This window comes from Erythrobacter sp. HA7-11 (assembly GCF_055693605.1).
The window spans coordinates 735,051-753,993 of record NZ_JBVFUF010000002.1 but is presented as its reverse complement, the minus strand read 5'-3'; the positions used below and the strand labels follow the sequence as shown (position 1 = coordinate 753,993).

Below are 18,943 nucleotides of genomic sequence, written 5' to 3'. Positions count from 1 at the left end.
ACAATGCCCTTTGCAAAACACAGCAAGCTGGCGGGTGCGATTGCCCTCTCGCTCGGAACAGTACTGGCGGGTTGCGGCGGAATGCCGACCAACAAGAGCCTTTACAGCGTCAAACAACCGGTCGTTGAGCGCACCAATTTCACGCTCGACGTTCAAACCAACCGCGGCGGTATGCCTATCTCAGAGCAGCAGCGCGTAGATGGCTGGTTCGAGACAATGAACCTTTCTTATGGGGACCGTGTCTCGATCGACGATCCGACCAACAATCCTGCGCTGCGCACAGCCGTGAACGATCTGGCTGGCCGCTATGGCCTGCTGGTTAGCGAAGCGGCCCCGACCACAAGCGGCTTTATCGAGCCGGGTCAGGCCCGCATCGTAATCACACGTTCGAATGCTTCGGTTCCGGGTTGCCCCGACTGGAGCGCCAAGTCGGACATGAATTACAACAACGCTACAAGCCCAGGTTACGGCTGCGCTGTAAACAGCAACCTCGCAGCGATGGTCGCTGATCCGCAAGACTTGCTCGAAGGCAAGGAAGGCACCGGTGAAACCGTAATCGCAACCGGCACCAAAGCCATCGACACCTATCGCGACCGCGCTCCAACCGGAGCGGGCGGTCTGCAAAACGCTAACCGTGGGGGGAACTGATCCATGAATGCTCCTTGGAAATCTGGACTACCCGGAAATCGTGATCCGTTCGCCGCATACATTTGCGATGACGCTGCACTCGACGTTCTTCGTCCGGTGGTCATCGAAATGGGCTGGCAGCCGGAGAAGTGCAACAAAGGCGGCCTGCGCAACGCGATCCAATCGCTGTCAGTCAGCGCCAGCCCTGCAATCCTTGTGGTTGATCTGTCGGAAAGCGGCGATCCGCTGAATGACATCAACGCATTGGCCGAGGTTTGTGAACCAGGCACAGTTGTGATTGCCATTGGTCAAGTGAATGACGTGCGTCTCTATCGCGATCTGCTCGCGAGCGGGATCCACGACTATCTGCTGAAGCCACTTTCAGCCCAGCAATTGCACGATTCTCTCAATCAGGCTTTGGCTGTCTTTACCGCGCCTAAGGCTGGCGAAGGCGAGCAAGTGCACCGTCACATCTCGACCGCGATTGTCGGCACTCGTGGCGGCGTAGGTGCCTCTACACTGGCAACTTCGCTGGCTTGGCTGTTCAGCTCGGAGCATAATTCTCCGACTGCACTGCTGGACCTTGATGTGCACTTCGGCACGGGCGCTCTTGCGCTCGACCTTGAGCCAGGCCGCGGTCTGACTGACGCAATCGACAACCCAAGCCGTATCGACGGCCTGTTCATTGAACGCGCCATGATCCGCGCCAACGACAATCTGTCGATCCTATCGGCTGAGGCTCCGATCAACCAGCCGCTTATGACCGATGGCGCTGCCTTCGTTCAACTGGAGGAGGAATTCCGCCAGGCGTTCGAAATGACTGTCATCGATCTGCCACGCAACATGCTGATCAACTTCCCGCATCTGCTGGGTGAGGTGAACCTCGTGATCGTGGCTTGCGAACTGACGCTGGCGTCGGCGCGCGATACCATTCGCGTTCTGTCTTGGCTCAAGACTAACGCTGCTCACGCCCACCCGATGGTCGTTTGCAACAAGGTCCAAAACGGTTCCGCTGAAATCAGCAAGGCCGATTTTGAAGCCTCGATCGAGCGCAAGATCGACTTCTCTGTCCCGTACGACATCAAAGCCGCATCGAACGCGGCCAAGCTGGGTCAGGTCTTCGTCGACGCAAACCGTTCGAGCAAGGCAACCGGCGTGATCAAACAGATCGGCGAGCGCATCATGGGTGCGAGCGAAGACGATCTGGAATCGATCACTGAAGAGAAGAAGTCACTTTTGGGCGGCTTCGACTTCAAGTCATTGCTGGCCAAAAAAGACAAACCCGAAGCTGAACCGGCTGAGTAATCCGATTGAGAGGGGCGGCGTGACATTCACTTTCTCCCCTCTCGCCAGCTCATTCCGATCAATCGAGCCTGATAAGAGAAAGGCGGGACCACAGTATGGATAATTTCCAACTCCTGCTCATCACATTTGCGATCTTCGCCGTTTTGGTCGTCGGCTACGTCCTCGTGACCGGGTCAGGCGCGGGTAAGGCACAGAAGCGTCGCCTTGACTCATTGCGCTACCGTCACTCGCAGAGCACCGACACGAAGGTCGATGCCCAGCTGAAAAAGGCGATCGCTGCGCGTAAACCGAAAGCACACCAGGTCGCTGGTGCAGGCTCGCGGATTGATGCCTTGAGAATTCGGCTTGATCGGACCGGCAAAGGTTGGTCGATCCAGCAATACTTCTATGCGTCGTTGGGCCTTGCGCTTGCAATCGCAGTGGTAATGTTTCTGCGTTCGGGAGCTCTTCTGCTCTCACTTGGTGTCGGTCTGTTCATCGGTGCAGCTTTGCCTCACTTTGTCGTGAGCTTTTTCATCAGCAAGCGCACAAACGATTTCAATACGAAATTCCCTGAAGGGATCGAGTTGCTGGTTCGTGGTCTACGTTCGGGCCTGCCTGTCACAGAGACCCTCGGTGTAGTCGCACAAGAAGTTGATGGCCCAGTTGGCATCGAATTCAAGGGCATCGTTGAACGGATCAAGATCGGTAAAACGATGGAAGATTCGCTCCAGGAAACCGCCGACCGTCTCGGCATTCCCGAATTCAATTTCTTCTGCATCACTTTGGCTATCCAGCGCGAAACGGGCGGTAACTTGGCAGAGACTCTGTCGAACCTTGCTGACGTTCTGCGTAAACGTGCGCAGATGAAGCTCAAGATCAAGGCGATGAGCTCTGAATCGAAAGCATCGGCCTACATCGTTGGTGCCCTACCATTCATAGTGTTCGGCATGATCTGGTGGATCAACCCAAGCTATATCGGCGACTTCTTTGTCGATGATCGCCTGATTGTAACCGGCCTTGGTGGCCTAGTGTGGATGTCCATCGGTGCCTTTATCATGGCCAAGATGGTCAGCTTCGAAATCTAAAGAGGGACGAGTTAGCATGTTGAATTCTCAACCCGGGCCCACGCTCTTAGGCTTCGACGTCGTGCTTGTCGGCACGCTCCTGGCTGGCCTTGCCGCGATGGCAGTCATGTTCGCGATTTATACCGCCGTGACGATCAAGGATCCGATGGCCAAGCGGGTCAAATCGCTTGAAGCCCGACGCGACGAGCTGAAAGCCGGCATCGTCATGGGCGGAACTAAAAAGCGCGCAAGTCTGGTCCGCAAAACTGACAAAACCGACCGGATGAAAGAGCGGCTGAACAGCATGAAAGTGCTGCAGCAAAGCCAGCTCGAAGAGGTTGCGCAGAAGCTCGCTCATGCCGGTATCCGCAACAAGGAACTCGCGGTCTATGTCATCATTGCCCGCGCAGTGTTGCCGGTCGTGCTTGGCATTTTTGCTGGCGTCATGATCTATCTGGTCGACTTCTTCCCCGACTGGGGACCGATGAAGCGTATTGGTGGCCTCGGTCTGATGATCTTCGGCGGTTATAAAGCGCCTGAGCTGTTCTTGTCGAACAAGGCTGGCAAGCGGACCGCCGAAATTCAAAAAGGTCTTCCAGACGCGCTCGACCTGCTGGTTATCTGCGCTGAAGCTGGTCTGACTGTTGACGCTGCATTCAACCGTGTGGCGAAGGAATTGGGCCGGGCCTATCCAGAGTTGGGCGATGAATTCGCGCTCACTGCGATTGAATTGTCGTTCCTGAACGAGCGCCGCGATGCGTTTAACAACCTTGCCTACCGGGTCGATCTGGAAGCGGTAAAAGGCGTGGTGACGACGATGGTTCAAACTGAACGCTATGGTACGCCACTCGCCTCGGCATTGCGCGTGCTCTCGGTACCGAATTCCGTAACGAGCGCATGATGCGTGCGGAAGAGAAAGCCGCACGTCTTCCAGCGATCATGACGGTACCGCTGATCCTGTTCATTCTGCCGGTTTTGTTCATTGTTATTCTGGGTCCAGCAGCATGCTCGATCTCGGATGCTCTGATCGATTAAGGTCAGCCGAACGATCAACGCAGCGCGCGGCACGGAGCTGGCTTGCGCCCTGCAAAGACGAAAGGCCCGGTGTCACCACCGGGCCTTTTTGTCATTTCAGCAAGCGAAAATTCTCGATTTAGTCGTCGCTCGCAAGCTCTGCCGCGCGTTGGCGCATTCGTCGCAAGAGCTCGCGCAATTGCAGTTCCTCCTCGTCCGAGAACCCTGCAAACAGCTCGCTCTCGGTGGCCTGTGCAAGCGGCATTACCTCTGCATGGATAGCGCAGCCGTCTGCTGTCAGCTCAAGCAAATGCGAACGGCCATCTCGAGCATTGGGGGCCCGCACGATGAGGCCGCGATCCTCAAGCACCTTACAAGCGCGATTGACCGCTACTTTATCCATTAAAGTCGCGCGGGTAAGCGCACTCTGGGTCATCGGCTCGCCGCGCGCGGCCGCATCTCCAAGCACTGCCATCACCCGCCACTCGAGTATTTTCAGTCCAAACCGCTTGCGATAGCGCTCGGCGATCAGGTCGCTCACGGCATTTGACGCGATCGAAAGCTGATAGGGCAGGAAATCAGCGAGTCGCCCCGCTGCCCGCTCTGTGTCCCGCGCTGGATGATCCCTGTTCATGACGATGTTTTCTACTGAGACGAGCGACGCTGGCAACCGTTCGCCAGCTCTCCATCCCCTGTCTTCACTCGTATTCGCGCTCATCCCACCACGGGTAGAAATCGGGCATGTCCTCGCTGACCTTGCCGGGGTACATGGCTTTGCGCTTTTCAAGGAAGCTCGCGATGCCCTCTTTCGCGTCCTTGCCGCGCGACAGCCGGTAGATCGCCCGACTGTCGATCTTGTGCGCTTCCATAGGGTGATCCGCAGTCGAAAGCCGGTACATCATCGCCCGCGTCATCGCGACCGAGACCGCCGAGGTGTTGTCCGTGATCTCGCGGGCCAGATCCTCAGCCGCATGTAGCAGATCGGCAGGCGCGTGCACTGAACGCACCAACCCGCCCTCTTTCGCCTCAGCTGCATCGAACACCCTGCCCGTGTAGCACCATTCGAGCGCCTGGCTGATCCCGACGATCCGCGGCAGGAACCAGCTCGAGGCCGCCTCAGGCACGATTCCGCGCCGCGCGAACACGAAGCCATAGCGCGCCGTCTCACTTGCCACCCTTATGTCCATCGCCAGCTGCATCGTCGCGCCCACGCCCACCGCGACACCGTTGCAAGCAGAGATCAGCGGCTTAGTGCTTTCGAACAACCGCAGTGTCAGCAAGCCGCCGCCATCACGCACTTTGGGGTTGGAGAGGTCCTTCACCTCGCTCGGGTCGGAGAACACATGCCCCCCGCCTTCCGGTGTCAGGTCAGCGCCCGCGCAAAACGCACGCTCCCCAGATCCCGTGAAGACCACCGCTCTCACACTGTCATCAGCGTCGATGTCATCCATCGCAGCTATGATCTCCGCGCCCATCGTGCGGGTATAGGCGTTCATCTTGTCCGGTCGGTTGAGCGTGATGGTGGCCACGCCATCCGCCTTGTCGACAAGGATCTGGGTGTAGTCGGTCATGCTGCTCTCTCCTCTGACGCCCCTGATGACGAGCTTGTCCCCACTCGGTTCAACGCTGTCAAGCAACACATGGACCGCATGTTACATGGTCTTGAGGCTAAAAGCTGCGCCGGGCGAAATCGCTCGATTTGTCCCAACGAACTAATGAAATTTTGGAAGCTGTGCATGCCCGGATCCATAGAGCGCGAGCATGCAGGTAGGAAAGATCGGCGCTCAACGCGCCAGCCATGTCAAAGAGACACGGTGAGGCGAACACTCCCCTCACAAGGGAACATTCGCCCCGCCAAGCGGTCAGGTCTTAGAATATTCCGGCAACGCCTACGCTTGCACCGGTGTTCTTGTCGCCAGCATGGCTGACACTGGCGTTGATCGTAATCGGAATATTCACATTCAAACGATGCGACAGGCCAAGGCTGAAGGCCTGCTGCCCGCGGAACGTCGCTCCGCGCACTGCGTAGCCAGTCTGGCCCGGCTCGGGCGGAAACGGAGCCTCTGCCTGAGCCATTGCGGCGGCAACGCCTGAACGCATGTCGTCATCGAGGTCTTCCAAGCGGAACGCCAGATTATCGACCCGCCCGCTGAGCGCATCGAATTGCGCGGTCGAGACCTGCGAGAAGGCGTTCAGAGCCACACGAACATTGTAGACCGAGGCCGCGGTTGCGACTGTCTGCCGTCCCAGCGTGCCATTGGCGTCAACCGTCACAGCATCAACCGGGCCAACCTGCGCAGCGGTTGAGGCATCAATGTCGCCGATCCGCACTGATGAGCCCGCCCCGCCAAGAGTGACTTGTTCGTCAGCGGTTGTGGTCGCGTTCGCGCCCACAGCAGTAGAGTTTGCGTGGGTCACGGTCGCGCGAAAGCCAACAGCCGTGGCTCCATTGCCGGTTGCAACAGCGGTGTCACCAACGGCGGTGCCGTTAGACCCCGCCTCTGTATCGTATCCTACCGCCGTTGACCGCCCTCCATTGGCCAGCGCGCGCTGACCGACAGCCGTGGCGCGTCCGCCAACAGCAAAGGCAGTGTCGCCAAAGGCCGCAGAGCTGGTCCCGAGCGCGCGCGAACTCCGGCCAAAGGCAGCACCGCGCAGACCGGAGGCTCGCGTCGTCGTTCGATAGCGGTGGAGTCCTGTCCCAGCGCCAGTGCATCCGCACCCAAGGCCGTCGCGAAATCAGCCGTCGCCTGCGCGCCCAGTATGTCGCCGTCCGCTCCGTCACCACCAATGGCGATCGCGCCGGTCATTGTTGCGCTTGAGAACTCACCAAGAGCCAGGGAACGTTCTCCGCTAGCCAAAGTGCTAGCACCCAAAGCCGTGCTGCGGATCCCTGATGCATTGGAACCAGCGCCGAGAGCGGTACTGCGCTCCTCTGAACCTTGAGCAAAAATGCCGATAGCTATGCTGAACTGTCCTGTGGCAGAGGAATCCGAGCCCAAAGCCGCGCTCCCCTCAGCTGCTGCAGTGGCACCATTGCCCAAAGCCGTGCTGTTACGCGCTGTTGCATCAGCACGGTTGCCCAAAGCTGCGCTGCCGTCAGCTGTTGCTAGGGTATTTGTCCCAATTGCGATGGCGTCCGCGCCCGTCGCCTGGGTGCCAATAGAGCTCGGATCCGTTCCATCGCTACCAATCGCGATCGATCCGATCATCGTAGCGTCTGATGATTTGCCCAAAGCCAAGGATTCTTCTCCAGATGCATTTGCGCTAATACCCAAAGCTAAGCTGCCCTCAGCTATTGCGCTAGCACCGCCGCCTACAGCCGTGCTGTTGAGCGCCTGTGCCACTGCACCAACACCCAAAGCCGTGCTACCGCTTCCCGCCGCATCAGCCAAAATGCCCAAAGCCGTGCTTTGGGCCCCAGTTGCAGCAGCATCAAAGCCAACTCCGAGGCTGCCTTGAGCTGTTGCAGAAGCACCCCTGCCCACGGTACCGTGCTGCCGACCCCAGTTGCATTGGCCGCAGGACCAAATGCAATCGAACGACGCGCACTCGCCAAAGCATCTTGACCAATCGCAATAGCTTCAGCGTCGGTCGCTTGCGCGCCATCGGTGCCTACATCCGTTCCATCACCGCCAATGGCGATTGCGCCTGCCATTGTGGCGTTTGAGCGTGCGCCAACAGCTACGGATTGTTCTCCAGCGGCACTAGTAAAGGCACCTATCGCTACAGAATTGATACCTGCATTGGATGTCCGCCCCAGACCTGTTCCATCACCGTTTGCCACCGCATTCGCTCCAAACGCCGACGAGCTTTGTCCTGTCGCTAATGCACCTTCGCCAACCGCTGTCGCGTTGCTACCAGCCGCGCTCGCGTTATGGCCGACAACGGTTGTTTCATCGCCTGTTGCCGAAGCACCTCCGCCAATGGCAGTGCTTCTCGTTTCGGTGGCCTGTGCACCATTTCCGATAGCCAATGCGTTGTCACCGGTTGCGGCGGTATCGCTTCCGATCGCAATGGCACCAGCAAATGTTGCGTCACTCAACCGGCCAATCGCGATAGTGTTGTCTGCCGTTGCTTCCGGGCTTTCACCGATCGCAATCGCTCCCGTCCCGTCAGCGACCGATTCACCCCCTATGGCCACGCCCGCAAAAGACATTGCGTTGGCCAAAAAGCCAACTGCAACACCGGAATTTAACGCTGCATTTGCCCGTTCGCCAACCGCCACTCCGAAATTGTTGCTCGCAACGGCATCTGCCCCGACGGCGACGGTACCGACGCCCATCGCTTGCGCGCCCAGGCCATCGGCATCCCCTCCATCGCCGCCGATTGCAATCGCACGATCCCTGGTCGCATCAGACTGGGACCCAATGGCTATGGCATATTCGCCATTTGCGGTTGAAGTATCGCCAATAGCAACTGATTCAATTTGCAGTGCATCCGCACCGTAACCGACAGCAACGGCATCATTTGCACCAGCGATGGCGGTAGAACCGATCGCCGTAGAAAATGATCCGGAAGCATTCGCGCCAACACCGCAGGCGAGCGAATTGTCATCGTCACCTGAGTTTGCCGCGCCGTCGTTGTCGGTGGCAGCATCCACTACGCCGTCATCGTCGCGGTCCAGCAGGCAGTCTTCAGCCTTCGCTTCGTGCGGTGCTGTAAACATAGCGCTAGCAATGCCAGCCGACAGAATCGTCGAGAGTAGAAGTGTCTTTTTCATACATTTCCCTTTCGCAAATCGCGTGAAAGGGAGGCTGTTTGCGGCGGCGTTATTCGCCTGCGCGCCCAATGCATGCCCAGTCTTTTTGAATCGCCCCCCATTGTTACCCAGGGCCGACGCTAGACGTTTTCGATCAAAACGCCAAAATCTAGACAGTTAGAGGCAAATTTTTGGATGCTTCTTCATCCAAGAATTACGCAAGATTCTTGATTGTCGCCAAATTCGGACAGTCTGCGAGCGCCCGAGGCATATCTTCGCTATAACTATGATCGTCTCAAGCCGGGATGTCCTAGCCCTTCCAATCGAGCACTCTGCTGCTTTGGGTAGTGTCGAGGTCGCGTCCGAATTTCATCTATCTAAAGGTGAGGCGGTCAACGCTCAGGCAGTCTTCCGCGCGCACCTCAGCCGGCGCGGCCAGCCCTAGCCGACAGGACAGTCGAGAGCAAAAGTGACTTCTTCACATGTATTCCCCTTCTTCCGTGTGAGAAAGGGAGGCGTGCAAGCGGCCCGAAACTTCCGGTCTTATGGCTTTTTCAGCGCCGGAATTGTCGACTCCCCCTTGCATGGTGCGGAGTTCTATAACCGAATGCAATTGGATTAATTGTACAAAATCGCCGCCCGCGCTGGTTGGCGCGAGCGGCGTTTCGCAAATAGAGGTGTTCGGCTCTTACCTCGGCGCCATGCGGATCGCGCCGTCGAGCCGCACGTCTTCGCCGTTGAAGTAGCCGGTCTCGATCATGCACATCGCAAGGTTCGCATACTCTTCCGGATTGCCCAAACGCTTGGGGAACGGGACGCTGGCTGCTAGCGCTTCCTTCACCTGCGGCGGGGCAGCGTTCATGAGCGGGGTGTTGAAGATGCCCGGCAGGATCGTGTTAACGCGGATGCCTTCACGCATCAGGTCGCGCGCGATTGGCAGGGTCATTCCGACAACGCCGCCCTTTGATGCGGAGTATGCCGCCTGGCCCATCTGGCCGTCTTCAGCCGCAACCGAAGCCGTGTTGACGATTGCGCCGCGGTCGCCCTCGTCCGTGAGCGGGTCGAGGCTCATCATGCCAGCAGCCGATTTGGCGATGCAGCGGAATGTGCCGATCAGGTTTACCTGGATCACGAAGTCGAAGGCTGAAATCGGGAAGTGCTTGATCTCGCCGGTCTGTTTGTCGCGGCTGGCGGTCTTGATCGCGTTGCCGATGCCTGCGCAGTTCACAAGGATGCGCTCCTGGCCGTGCGCTTCGCGCGCCTTGGCAAAGCCTGCATCGACGTCTTCATCGCTGGTCACGTTGACCTTGCAGAACACGCCGCCAATGTCGGCAGCGACGGCTTCGCCCTTTTCTTCGTTCATGTCGAAGATGGCTACTTTTGCGCCTTTGGCTGCGAGCGCGCGGGCGGTCGCTTCGCCGAGGCCGGATGCGCCACCGGTGACGACGGCTGGGGTATTGGCTGATACTTCCATGTTCAAAAATCCTCTCGATATTGGGTAACTTAGAGCGCTTCAACGATGGTGACATTGGCGACGCCGCCGCCTTCGCACATCGTTTGCAGGCCGTATTTCTTGTCATGACGCTTGAGCGCGTGAACGAGCGTCGCCATCAGCTTGGTGCCGGATGCGCCGAGCGGGTGGCCGAGCGCGATGGCGCCGCCGTGGACGTTGAGCCTGTCCGGGTCCGCGCCGGTGTGCTTGAGCCATGCGAGCGGAACTGGCGCGAACGCCTCGTTCACTTCGTAAAGGTCGATGTCGTCGATTTTCATGCCGGCGCGCTCCAGCGCCTTGTCGGTCGCGAACAGCGGCTCTTCGAGCATGATGACCGGATCGCCCGCCGTCACGGTGAGGTTGTGAATGCGCGCGAGCGGGGTGAGGCCATGCGCCTTCAGTGCTTCCTCGCTAACGACCATTACCGCTGACGATCCATCGCAGATCTGGCTGGCAGAGGCGGCGGTGACTTTGCCATCGGGCGCGATCAGCTTGACCCCGGCGATGCCTTCGAGTGTCGCGTCGAAGCGGATGCCCTCGTCCAACGTGTGCATTTCGGTGCCTTCGGGCGTTTCTATCTCAACCGGCACGATCTCGTTTTCGAATGCGCCGGCTTCGGTCGCCTTGATTGCGCGCATGTGACTTTCGAGCGCGAAACTGTCGAGCTGTTCCTTGGTGAAGCCGTGCTTGTTCGCGATCATCTCCGCGCCCATGAACTGGCTGAACTGCACCTTGGGGTATTTCTCTTCAAGGCCGGGCGATTTGTAATGGCCCAAGCCTTCCTTCATGTGGAAGGTCGCGGTCGAGCCCATTGGCACGCGCGTCATGCTTTCGACACCGCTGGCGATGACGACGTCCTGCGTACCACTCATCACGGCTTGCGCGGCGAACTGGATCGCCTGCTGCGAGCTGCCGCACTGGCGGTCAATCGTAACCGCAGGGGTCGATTGCGGGAGGTGCTTCGAGGCAAGCACGCCCATGCGCCCGACCTGCATCGCCTGCTCGCCAGCCTGGCTGACGCAACCGGTGACCACATCGTCGACAGCATTGGGATCAATGCCGCTGCGCTCTACCACGGCGTCGAGCGATTTTGCGAGCAAATCGACCGGGTGAACGCCGGCAAGGCGCCCTCCCCTGCGGCCACCGGCGGTGCGGACGGCGTCAACGATATAGGCTGTAGGCATAGGGGAGGTCCTCTCGATTACGTAAACGTTGCTATTTGCCACTCGACGTAAGGCGACCTTACGTGGACGTCAACCGAGTTCCGGCGTGCTTCCGCGCTTCACTCAGCCTAACGCTACGGCATCCGGCGGCGGGTCAGTTTAGCCGCCGAACGCGCACGGCTCGCTTGCCGTTCACCTTCGCCTTGAAGCTGCCAAGCGCTGCCCTCTTGATGACGATCGTGTCGCCCGCATTGAACCTGCGGAATCCCGAGACGCTTTCGGTTTCGAGCCAGCGGACGCCATCTTCCAGCTCGAAGACGTAACGGCCACTGTCCAGCTTCTTAGCGCTCGCCAATGTGGCTGTGATCTCGTTGACGGCATCCGCGTCATCATCGCCGCCGCGGAACAGGCCGATCTTGGGTAGCTTCAGCCCAAACAGGCCGCGCTTGGTCTCCTGAACCTGCTCGCGATCAGCGATAACCAATTCTCGCGAGTTTTGCGCTTCGTAGACGCGCGCTACCTCGCGGTCGAAGCAGGCGAGGCGCTCGGTCGAGTCAGTGATCGAGCGGCACTCAAACAACTCGCTCACGATTTGCGGGGTAGCCACAGGCTCGGCCTCGCCCTCTTCGGATTGCGCAGCGACACCCGCCCCAGCGCCGAACGCAAACGTGAGAATACTGGCGTGGACGAATTTGGTGAGCAATTGCATGAGCATTCCTTTCACGGTCAGAATGTCACAGTCCAATGCCGCGCGCTAGATAGCCCGTTAAGGTTCTCTCGACCAGGATCGCCAAAATGGCTGATTTCAGCCCGCGAGTTATGGTTAATGGGCCCCAGTTACCTGTGTTGCATAGCTGCTACACCGCTGTGTCAATTTTACGTTCTGTTGCAGTCCGGCTTCCATTGTGACCCCCAAGAGTCCTAGGCCGCATGCACGGATGGGCTAATTGCGGCGCCTCACAGGATATATCCTGGGCTTTGCAGCACGCCCTAACCGATGAACTGGATGCGGATTGCACCGTTCCGACGAAAGCTGGAACAACGCAGTCCAATTCTTGCAACATGGTGCGCCAATTTTGGCAGCCATAATCATAAGGGTATGAAACCATATGAAGTTTTCCAATCAACTCCGAACGAGCGCAGGCTCATTCGCAGTAGGCTTGGCTCTGGTATCGGCTCCGGCCTTTGCTCAGGATGCCGATGTCACGACTGACGATGATGCAGCGGTCGATGAAGGCGCACCGATCCTCGTTACCGGTTCGCGTCTTAACGTTAACCCGAACCTCGAAGGTGCAAACCCGGTTGTTTCTGTCACCGCAGAACAAATTCAGGGTCAAGGTACAGTCCGTATCGAGGACTTCGTAAACCAGCTCCCGCAAGTATTCGCTGGTCAGGCCGGTGAAGTTTCGAACGGTGCATCAGGTACCGCTACGCTGAACCTTCGTGGTCTCGGCTCACAGCGGACTCTCGTTCTGATCGACGGTCGCCGTCTGCCATACGGCTCTTCGGCAATTTCGTCTGCCAACCTCGACGTCATCCCTACCCAGCTGATCGAGCGCGTTGACGTGCTGACCGGTGGTAGCTCGGCTGTTTACGGTTCGGACGCTGTTGGCGGTGTTGCCAACTTTATCCTCAAGCGTGATTTCGAAGGTCTCGAAATCGACGTCCAGGGCGGCTTCCAGCAAACCGGCAATGGTTCAGAGTTCTTCGCGAACGTTCTTGACTCATTCGGCGGTTCGACCCCTGGCCCAGTAACTGACGGCGCAGAATATTCGATCACGGGTATCCTCGGCACCAACACTGCTGATGGCCGCGGCAACGTAACCATCTATGCGAACTACGAGCGTCGTGAATCTGTCGTTCAAGCAGATCGTGACTTCTCGGCTTGTACGCTCGACTCAAGCTCGAACCCAGACATCAGCTTCGGCGGTGTCGGCTGCTTTGGTTCGGCAAACTTCCGTCTGTTCGGCGGCCCTGGCGGCTTTACCTTCCAGGAAGCCGACGGCACGATCGTTGACTTCGCTGGTACGCCAGATCAGCGCTTCAACTTTGGCGAGTTCAACTTCTTCCAGCGTCCTTCGGAGCGCTTTACGATCTACGCCAAGGGTCAGTACGAGATCACTGACAATCTCGAGTTCTTTGCTGACCTGTCTTACGTCGACAACGTATCGGACGCACAGATCGCTCAGACCGCTTCATTCGGTATCGGCGCATACTCGATCAACTGTGACAACCCGTTCATCCAGAACACTCCGGGCCAGCAGTTGACCGACATCTTCGGCTGTACTGCAGCTGATATCGCTGCCGGTAACGATGTGAGCGGAATCACCGCTTCGCACCGTAACGTCGAAGGCGGCCCACGTAACTCGCGCCTTGAAAACTCGACATTCCGCATGGTCGCTGGCCTTCGCGGTGATATCGACGACGTATGGTCGTTCGAAGTCTTCGGTCAGTACGCCGAAACTAACGACGTGTCGGTTTCGACCAACGACTTCATCGTCGCCAACCTTCAGCAAGCGTTTTTCGCTGTTGATGACGGCACCGGTAACGTCGTTTGTCGCGACCCAACAGGCGGCTGTGTTCCTTACAACCCGTTCCAACGTAACCCAGACGGCACGACTGCAATCACTCAAGCTCAGACTGACTTCATCCAAGGCGTCGGTATTGTTCTTGGTGAAACCAGCCAGCTGGTTGCAGGCGGTTTCGTTCAGGCTGACTTGGGCGAATACGGGTTCAGCTCACCGTTCAGCGATGACGGCATCGGCTTCCTCGTCGGTGTTGAGTATCGTGAAGACACTCTGGAATCGACACCAGACGAAATCAGCCAGGTCCCTGGCGGTGGTTTCACCGGTGTTGGCGGCGCTGACCTGCCAGTCTCCGGCTCGGTACAGGTCTATGAGATCTTCACCGAAGTCCAGATCCCGCTGGTAACCGACCGTCCTTTCTTCGAAGAGCTGACGCTTGAAGGTTCTTACCGTTATTCGGACTACACCAACAGCGGCAACGGCACGACCAGCTCGGTCAGCACCGACACGTTCGGTATTGAGGGTGTCTGGGTTCCGGTTTCTGACATCAAATTCCGTGCTCAGTTCCAGCGTTCGGTGCGTGCACCAAACGTGATCGAACTGTTCACTGGTCAGGACACTGGTCTTCCGAACCTGAACTCGGCTGGCACTAACGCCAACGGCATCGCTCTGTTTGATCCGTGTGCTTCGGACGCTCCGATCGCAACTCTCGAACAGTGCGCACGCACCGGCGTTACCGCTGCTCAGTTTGGCAACATTCTGGACGTGATCTCGGGCCAAACCCAGTCGATTACTGGTGGTAACCCGGACCTCACGCCTGAAAGCTCCGACACGATCACCATCGGTGCTGTGTTTGAACCACGCTTTGTTCCAGGCCTGATCCTGTCGGTCGACTATTTCGACGTTACTGTTGAAGACGCAATTTCGGGCGGTATTGCTGCTCAGGTTACGCTCGACAACTGTCTTGCGACTGGTGACCCAGCGTTCTGTGACCTGATCACTCGTGCGCCTTCGGGCACACTTGCTGCTGGTCTTCCGGGCGTTGGCTTCCTGGCCACCAACATCAACATCGCCGAGCTGACGACTTCTGGTTTTGACATCCAGGCGTCTTACTCGACCGATATTGATGGCATTGGCGGCGTCAGCCTCGACTATGTCGGAACCATCCTTGACGGATTTGATTTCATCCCATTCCCTGGCGGTGATCCAATCGAATGCGCAGGGTTCCTCGAAAATGGTTGCCCATCGCCTGTGACGCCTGAATATCGTCACCGCGTCGTTCTTGGCCTGCAAACGCTGGCCGGTATCGACTTGAACCTGGCATGGCGTCACTTCAGCGGCACTGAGAATGAGCCGGTTGCTGACAACCCAGTCATCGACGATTCATTCCCAGCAGTGAACTATCTCGACTTCTCGTTCTTCTACGACGTGAACGACGTGATCTCGCTGCGCGGCGGTGTGCTGAACTTCCTCAATGAGCAGCCACCGGTATCGAACTCGTCGGGTCCACCACTCGGAAACGGTAACACGTTCCCGACGATCTACGACACCGCTCGTCAGTTCTTCGCAGGTGTGAACTTCAAGTTCTAATCACCGGCGAAAGCCTAAACAAAGAAAGCCGCAGTCTTCGGACCGCGGCTTTTTTTGTTGCCTGAGCCACATCCACGCAGAACCCCGCAATGTTGCAAAACTGCTACAGGCAGCTTTCAATTGGCTGAACGGGGGCGAAGAGATTTTGCTCTCAGTTGAAACCGCTTTACGTGGAGCAATGAGCAAGTTGCTGGAATTCCGTTTACTGACGGCGTTCCACCACCGTGGTCAAATCTGGAATTCGCGTTGCGATTGGTTGAAAATGCATTGTCGCAGCATGTTTTTCTCTCACATAGCCGCTGTGCAGCCAGTGGCATTGATCAATCATAGGGGTATGAGATCAAATGAAAATTTCGAATACACTCCGGTCGAGTGCCGGCGCATTCGCGATCAGTTTGGCGCTTGTCGCGTCACCTGCCATCGCGCAGGACGCCGACACTGATACCGACACCGACGAATCGGCAGATGTCGAAGAGCCGACAGGAACAATTATCGTTTCTGGTTCGCGTATTGCCCGTCCAAACCTCGACTCGACCGTTCCGGTCACATCAGTTGGCGCTGAAGACCTGATCGATAGCGCTGACGTCAGCCTCGGCGACGCGCTCAACGATTTGCCTTCGCTGCGTTCGACGTTCTCGCAAGCAAACTCGAACCGTTTCATCGGTACGTCAGGCCTTAACCTGCTTGACCTTCGCGGTCTCGGAACGAACCGTACGCTGGTCCTCATTAATGGCCGTCGTCAAGTTGGCGCGCTGCCAGGTGACTTCCGCATCGACGTAAACACCATTCCCGCTGAATTGCTTGAGCGGGTTGACGTGGTCACGGGCGGTAACTCAGCAATTTACGGCTCAGAAGCTGTTGCTGGTGTCGTTAACTTTATCTTGCGTGAAGATTTCGAAGGCGTTCGTGTCACTGGCCAAAGCTCAATCACCAGCCGTGGTGATCGTCCGCAGCAATATCTTGCTGTAACTGCAGGCACAAACTTTGCAGATGGCCGCGGTAACATTGCTTTCTCTGGCGAGTATGCCCGCGCAGAAGCGCTGTTCAACAGTCAGCGCGACGCTCAAACCGGCGCGTTCAACGGTCGCCGTCAGTTCAACCGTACATCAGCTGGTAACGGTGCAAACACCTTTACCTTCTTCCGTTCCGGTGTACGCAACGGCAACATTTCGGATGGCACCAACATTCTTGGTCTATCCTGTAATGACAGCACGCCAGCTCTCGAAGCTGCGACCTGTGCAACTGACCGCAACGGTGACGTATTCAATCCGGCTGGCGCTCGTGAAGAAGCGCTCTACGTGTTTGATACGAATGGTCGTCTGGTACGCAACCAGCCAGAGCTCGACTTCCGCCGTGCAGGTAGCAACAACACGCTGGGCGGCATCGGTTCAACCTTGACCAACACGGGTCAGCTTGCGCCTGGCCTTGATCGTTACACGGCCAACGTTCTTGCCCGCTATGAGTTCTCGCCAGCGTTTGAAGTCTTCTTCGAAGGTAAGTACAACCGCCTTGAAGCCCTGCAGGAAGGTCAGCCAACTTTCCGCTTCTTCGATGAAGTAGTAACCTTCGATAACGCGTTCCTGAACCCTGCTGATGCAGATTTCATCCAGAACACGCTTCAGCCCGCCTTCACCGGCGGCACTGGCTTCTTCTACTCGCGTTTCAACGTCGACCTCGGCGGTCGTTCGGAAATCAACGAACGTGAGATGTTCCGCCTTGTTGGCGGTGTCCGCGGCGACTTCAACGATGACTGGAAATACGAGATTTCGGCTGTTTACGGTCGTCTCGACACGTTCCTGACTTCGCGCAATCAGATCATCGAGCAAAACTTCAGCAACGCAGTTGCTGCGGTGTTTGACGGAACAGGCAACATTGTCTGTGCCATCAACAACGATGCTGATCCATCGAACGATGATCCTGCATGTGTGCCGATCAACATTTTCGGTTCGGGAAGCCCAAGCCAGGCTGCTATCGACTACGTTGCGTTCGATTCCACTCGCGATGAAAACGCAGAACAGTTCGTCGTAACCGCATTCATGAGCGGCGATTCATCGCAGCTCTTCGAACTCCCAGGCGGTCCGGTCGCTTTCTCGCTTGGTGCAGAATATCGTGAAGAGACGTCGTTCTCTGATTTCGATGATCTGACCCAGTCGGGTGCTACGTTCCTGAATATCATTCCGACGTTCGATCCACCTAAGTTCACTGAGAAGAGTGTGTTCGGCGAGCTTCGCATCCCGATCCTTGCAGACATGCCTTTCTTTAACGAGCTGACTGTCGATGGTGCGGCGCGTTATTCGGATTACAACACGGCTGCTGACAAAGTGTTCACGTGGAACGCTGGCGCAATCTGGTCGCCTGTAGAAGGTCTGCGTTTCCGCGGTAACTTCTCGAAGTCGATCCGTGTTCCGAACCCATCGGATCTGTTCTCGCCACAGTCGCAGAACTTTGCGTTCGTTGCTGACCCTTGTGATATCCAGAACATCAACAATGGCGGTCCGAACCGTGTTGCAAACTGTACCGCTATTGGCATCCCGCCAAGCGCGAACTTTGTGAACGTTCCGGCACGTGCTCAGTCACTACCATTCCTCACCGGCGGCAACCCGCTGCTTCAAGAAGAGGAATCAGAAAGCTACACAATCGGTGTGGTTTGGGAGCCTGAGTTCCTGCCAGGTTTCGCTGTCACTGTTGACTACTACAACATCAACATCACGAACGTGATTGCTGGTGTGGGCGCACAAGCAGTTCTCGATAACTGCTTTGACGCTGATCCGGGCAACTTCCCGAACAATGCGTTCTGCCCATCGATCAACCCACGTGATGGTGACAACTTCTTCGATGACCCAGTGCTCATCGGTGGTTCGTTCAACTTTGCGGCCCTCGAAACTGAAGGTCTCGACTTTGATGTTCGCTATCGCACCTCGTTCGAGAACGACAGTTCGCTGTCTATGCGTTTGCTGGCGAACTATGTCCTGCGTAACGTAACGTTCCTCGACATTGCGAACCCTGATGTTCCAGATCGCATCCAGAGCGAACTTGGTGACCCAACCTTCGCGGCGAACTTTTCGGTCGATTATGAAGTTGGTGACTTTACCGTCGGTTACGACGTTCGCTACGTTGGCCGTCAGCTGATCCAGGAATTCGAAGACGAGTTTGCCTTCAACGGTAACCCAGCGAACAACCCTCTGGCCTTCGGTCAGCGTTACTACGGTGACGTGTTCTATCAGGACATCCGTCTGAACTGGGAAATCGACGAGAAGTACAACTTCTTCGCTGGTGTCGATAACCTGCTTGATGAACTGCCACCACTCGGTCTCTCGGGTGCGGGCGCAGGCTCGGGCATCTTCGACAACTTCGGTCGTACCTTGTACGCTGGTTTCCGCGTAGAACTCGACTGATCCGAAGCGATCACGCACAAAGAAAGGGCCCCGGGGAACCGGGGCCCTTTTTTGTTGGCCGTTTCAGATTTCAGGAGCGGCTAC

The 18,943-nt window shown here is 57.4% G+C and carries 13 protein-coding genes and 2 pseudogenes; 6 read left to right on the top strand and 9 right to left on the bottom strand.

Annotation, left to right across the window (positions count from 1 at the left end; genetic code table 11):
• Positions 1-3: 3 nt before the first annotated feature.
• From ACZ1GU_RS03900 to ACZ1GU_RS03885, 4 genes and pseudogenes are all read left to right on the top strand, one after another.
• Positions 4-648, top strand: a complete 645-nt coding sequence (locus ACZ1GU_RS03900) for a CpaD family pilus assembly protein (RefSeq protein WP_472646783.1) — start codon at positions 4-6, stop codon at positions 646-648.
• Between the two features lie 3 nt (positions 649-651).
• Complete coding sequence (locus ACZ1GU_RS03895; RefSeq protein ID WP_472646782.1) at positions 652-1,932, top strand: AAA family ATPase; 1,281 nt, start codon at positions 652-654, stop codon at positions 1,930-1,932.
• A gap of 95 nt (positions 1,933-2,027) precedes the next feature.
• Positions 2,028-2,999 carry a type II secretion system F family protein gene (locus ACZ1GU_RS03890; RefSeq protein ID WP_472646781.1) on the top strand — a complete coding sequence of 324 codons (972 nt, stop codon included), beginning with the start codon at positions 2,028-2,030 and terminating at the stop codon, positions 2,997-2,999.
• A gap of 16 nt (positions 3,000-3,015) precedes the next feature.
• A pseudogene (locus ACZ1GU_RS03885) lies at positions 3,016-4,013 on the top strand (type II secretion system F family protein).
• 118 nt (positions 4,014-4,131) lie between these two features.
• Here ACZ1GU_RS03885 and ACZ1GU_RS03880 read toward each other — a convergent pair.
• The 9 genes and pseudogenes from ACZ1GU_RS03880 to ACZ1GU_RS03840 all read right to left on the bottom strand — a co-directional run bounded on the left by ACZ1GU_RS03880 (position 4,132) and on the right by ACZ1GU_RS03840 (position 12,058).
• Positions 4,132-4,626 carry a MarR family winged helix-turn-helix transcriptional regulator gene (locus ACZ1GU_RS03880; RefSeq protein WP_472646780.1) on the bottom strand — a complete coding sequence of 165 codons (495 nt, stop codon included), beginning with the start codon at positions 4,624-4,626 and terminating at the stop codon, positions 4,132-4,134.
• A 64-nt stretch (positions 4,627-4,690) separates the two neighbouring features.
• Positions 4,691-5,563 carry a crotonase/enoyl-CoA hydratase family protein gene (locus ACZ1GU_RS03875; RefSeq protein ID WP_472646779.1) on the bottom strand — a complete coding sequence of 291 codons (873 nt, stop codon included), beginning with the start codon at positions 5,561-5,563 and terminating at the stop codon, positions 4,691-4,693.
• 298 nt (positions 5,564-5,861) lie between these two features.
• Entirely contained in the window at positions 5,862-6,323 is a 462-nt protein-coding gene (locus ACZ1GU_RS03870; RefSeq protein WP_472648705.1) for a YadA C-terminal domain-containing protein, read from the bottom strand.
• A gap of 57 nt (positions 6,324-6,380) precedes the next feature.
• A pseudogene (locus tag ACZ1GU_RS03865) lies at positions 6,381-6,539 on the bottom strand (hypothetical protein); the annotation flags it as partial.
• Entirely contained in the window at positions 6,506-7,354 is an 849-nt protein-coding gene (locus tag ACZ1GU_RS03860) for a hypothetical protein (protein ID WP_472648704.1), read from the bottom strand. The gene ACZ1GU_RS03860 and the pseudogene ACZ1GU_RS03865, both read right to left, overlap by 34 nt.
• Positions 7,309-8,715 (bottom strand): hypothetical protein, encoded by a 1,407-nt coding sequence (locus ACZ1GU_RS03855; protein ID WP_472646778.1) that lies wholly within the window; start codon positions 8,713-8,715, stop codon positions 7,309-7,311. Before ACZ1GU_RS03855 ends, ACZ1GU_RS03860 begins: the two co-directional genes overlap by 46 nt.
• 667 nt (positions 8,716-9,382) lie before the next feature.
• The gene (locus ACZ1GU_RS03850) at positions 9,383-10,168 is read right to left on the bottom strand and encodes an SDR family NAD(P)-dependent oxidoreductase (RefSeq protein WP_472646777.1); all 786 of its coding nucleotides are present in this window, start codon (positions 10,166-10,168) and stop codon (positions 9,383-9,385) included.
• A gap of 29 nt (positions 10,169-10,197) precedes the next feature.
• Entirely contained in the window at positions 10,198-11,370 is a 1,173-nt protein-coding gene (locus tag ACZ1GU_RS03845; protein ID WP_472646776.1) for an acetyl-CoA C-acetyltransferase, read from the bottom strand.
• Between the two features lie 133 nt (positions 11,371-11,503).
• On the bottom strand, positions 11,504-12,058 hold the full coding sequence (locus tag ACZ1GU_RS03840) for a hypothetical protein (RefSeq protein ID WP_472646775.1): 555 nt from the start codon (positions 12,056-12,058) through the stop codon (positions 11,504-11,506).
• 400 nt (positions 12,059-12,458) lie between these two features.
• On the opposite strand from ACZ1GU_RS03840, the gene ACZ1GU_RS03835 reads away from it, so the two are divergent.
• Together ACZ1GU_RS03835 and ACZ1GU_RS03830 are read left to right on the top strand one after the other, a co-directional pair.
• On the top strand, positions 12,459-15,464 hold the full coding sequence (locus tag ACZ1GU_RS03835) for a TonB-dependent receptor domain-containing protein (RefSeq protein ID WP_472646774.1): 3,006 nt from the start codon (positions 12,459-12,461) through the stop codon (positions 15,462-15,464).
• Positions 15,465-15,808: 344 nt separating this feature from the next.
• Complete coding sequence (locus ACZ1GU_RS03830; protein WP_472646773.1) at positions 15,809-18,859, top strand: TonB-dependent receptor domain-containing protein; 3,051 nt, start codon at positions 15,809-15,811, stop codon at positions 18,857-18,859.
• Positions 18,860-18,943: the final 84 nt, after the last annotated feature.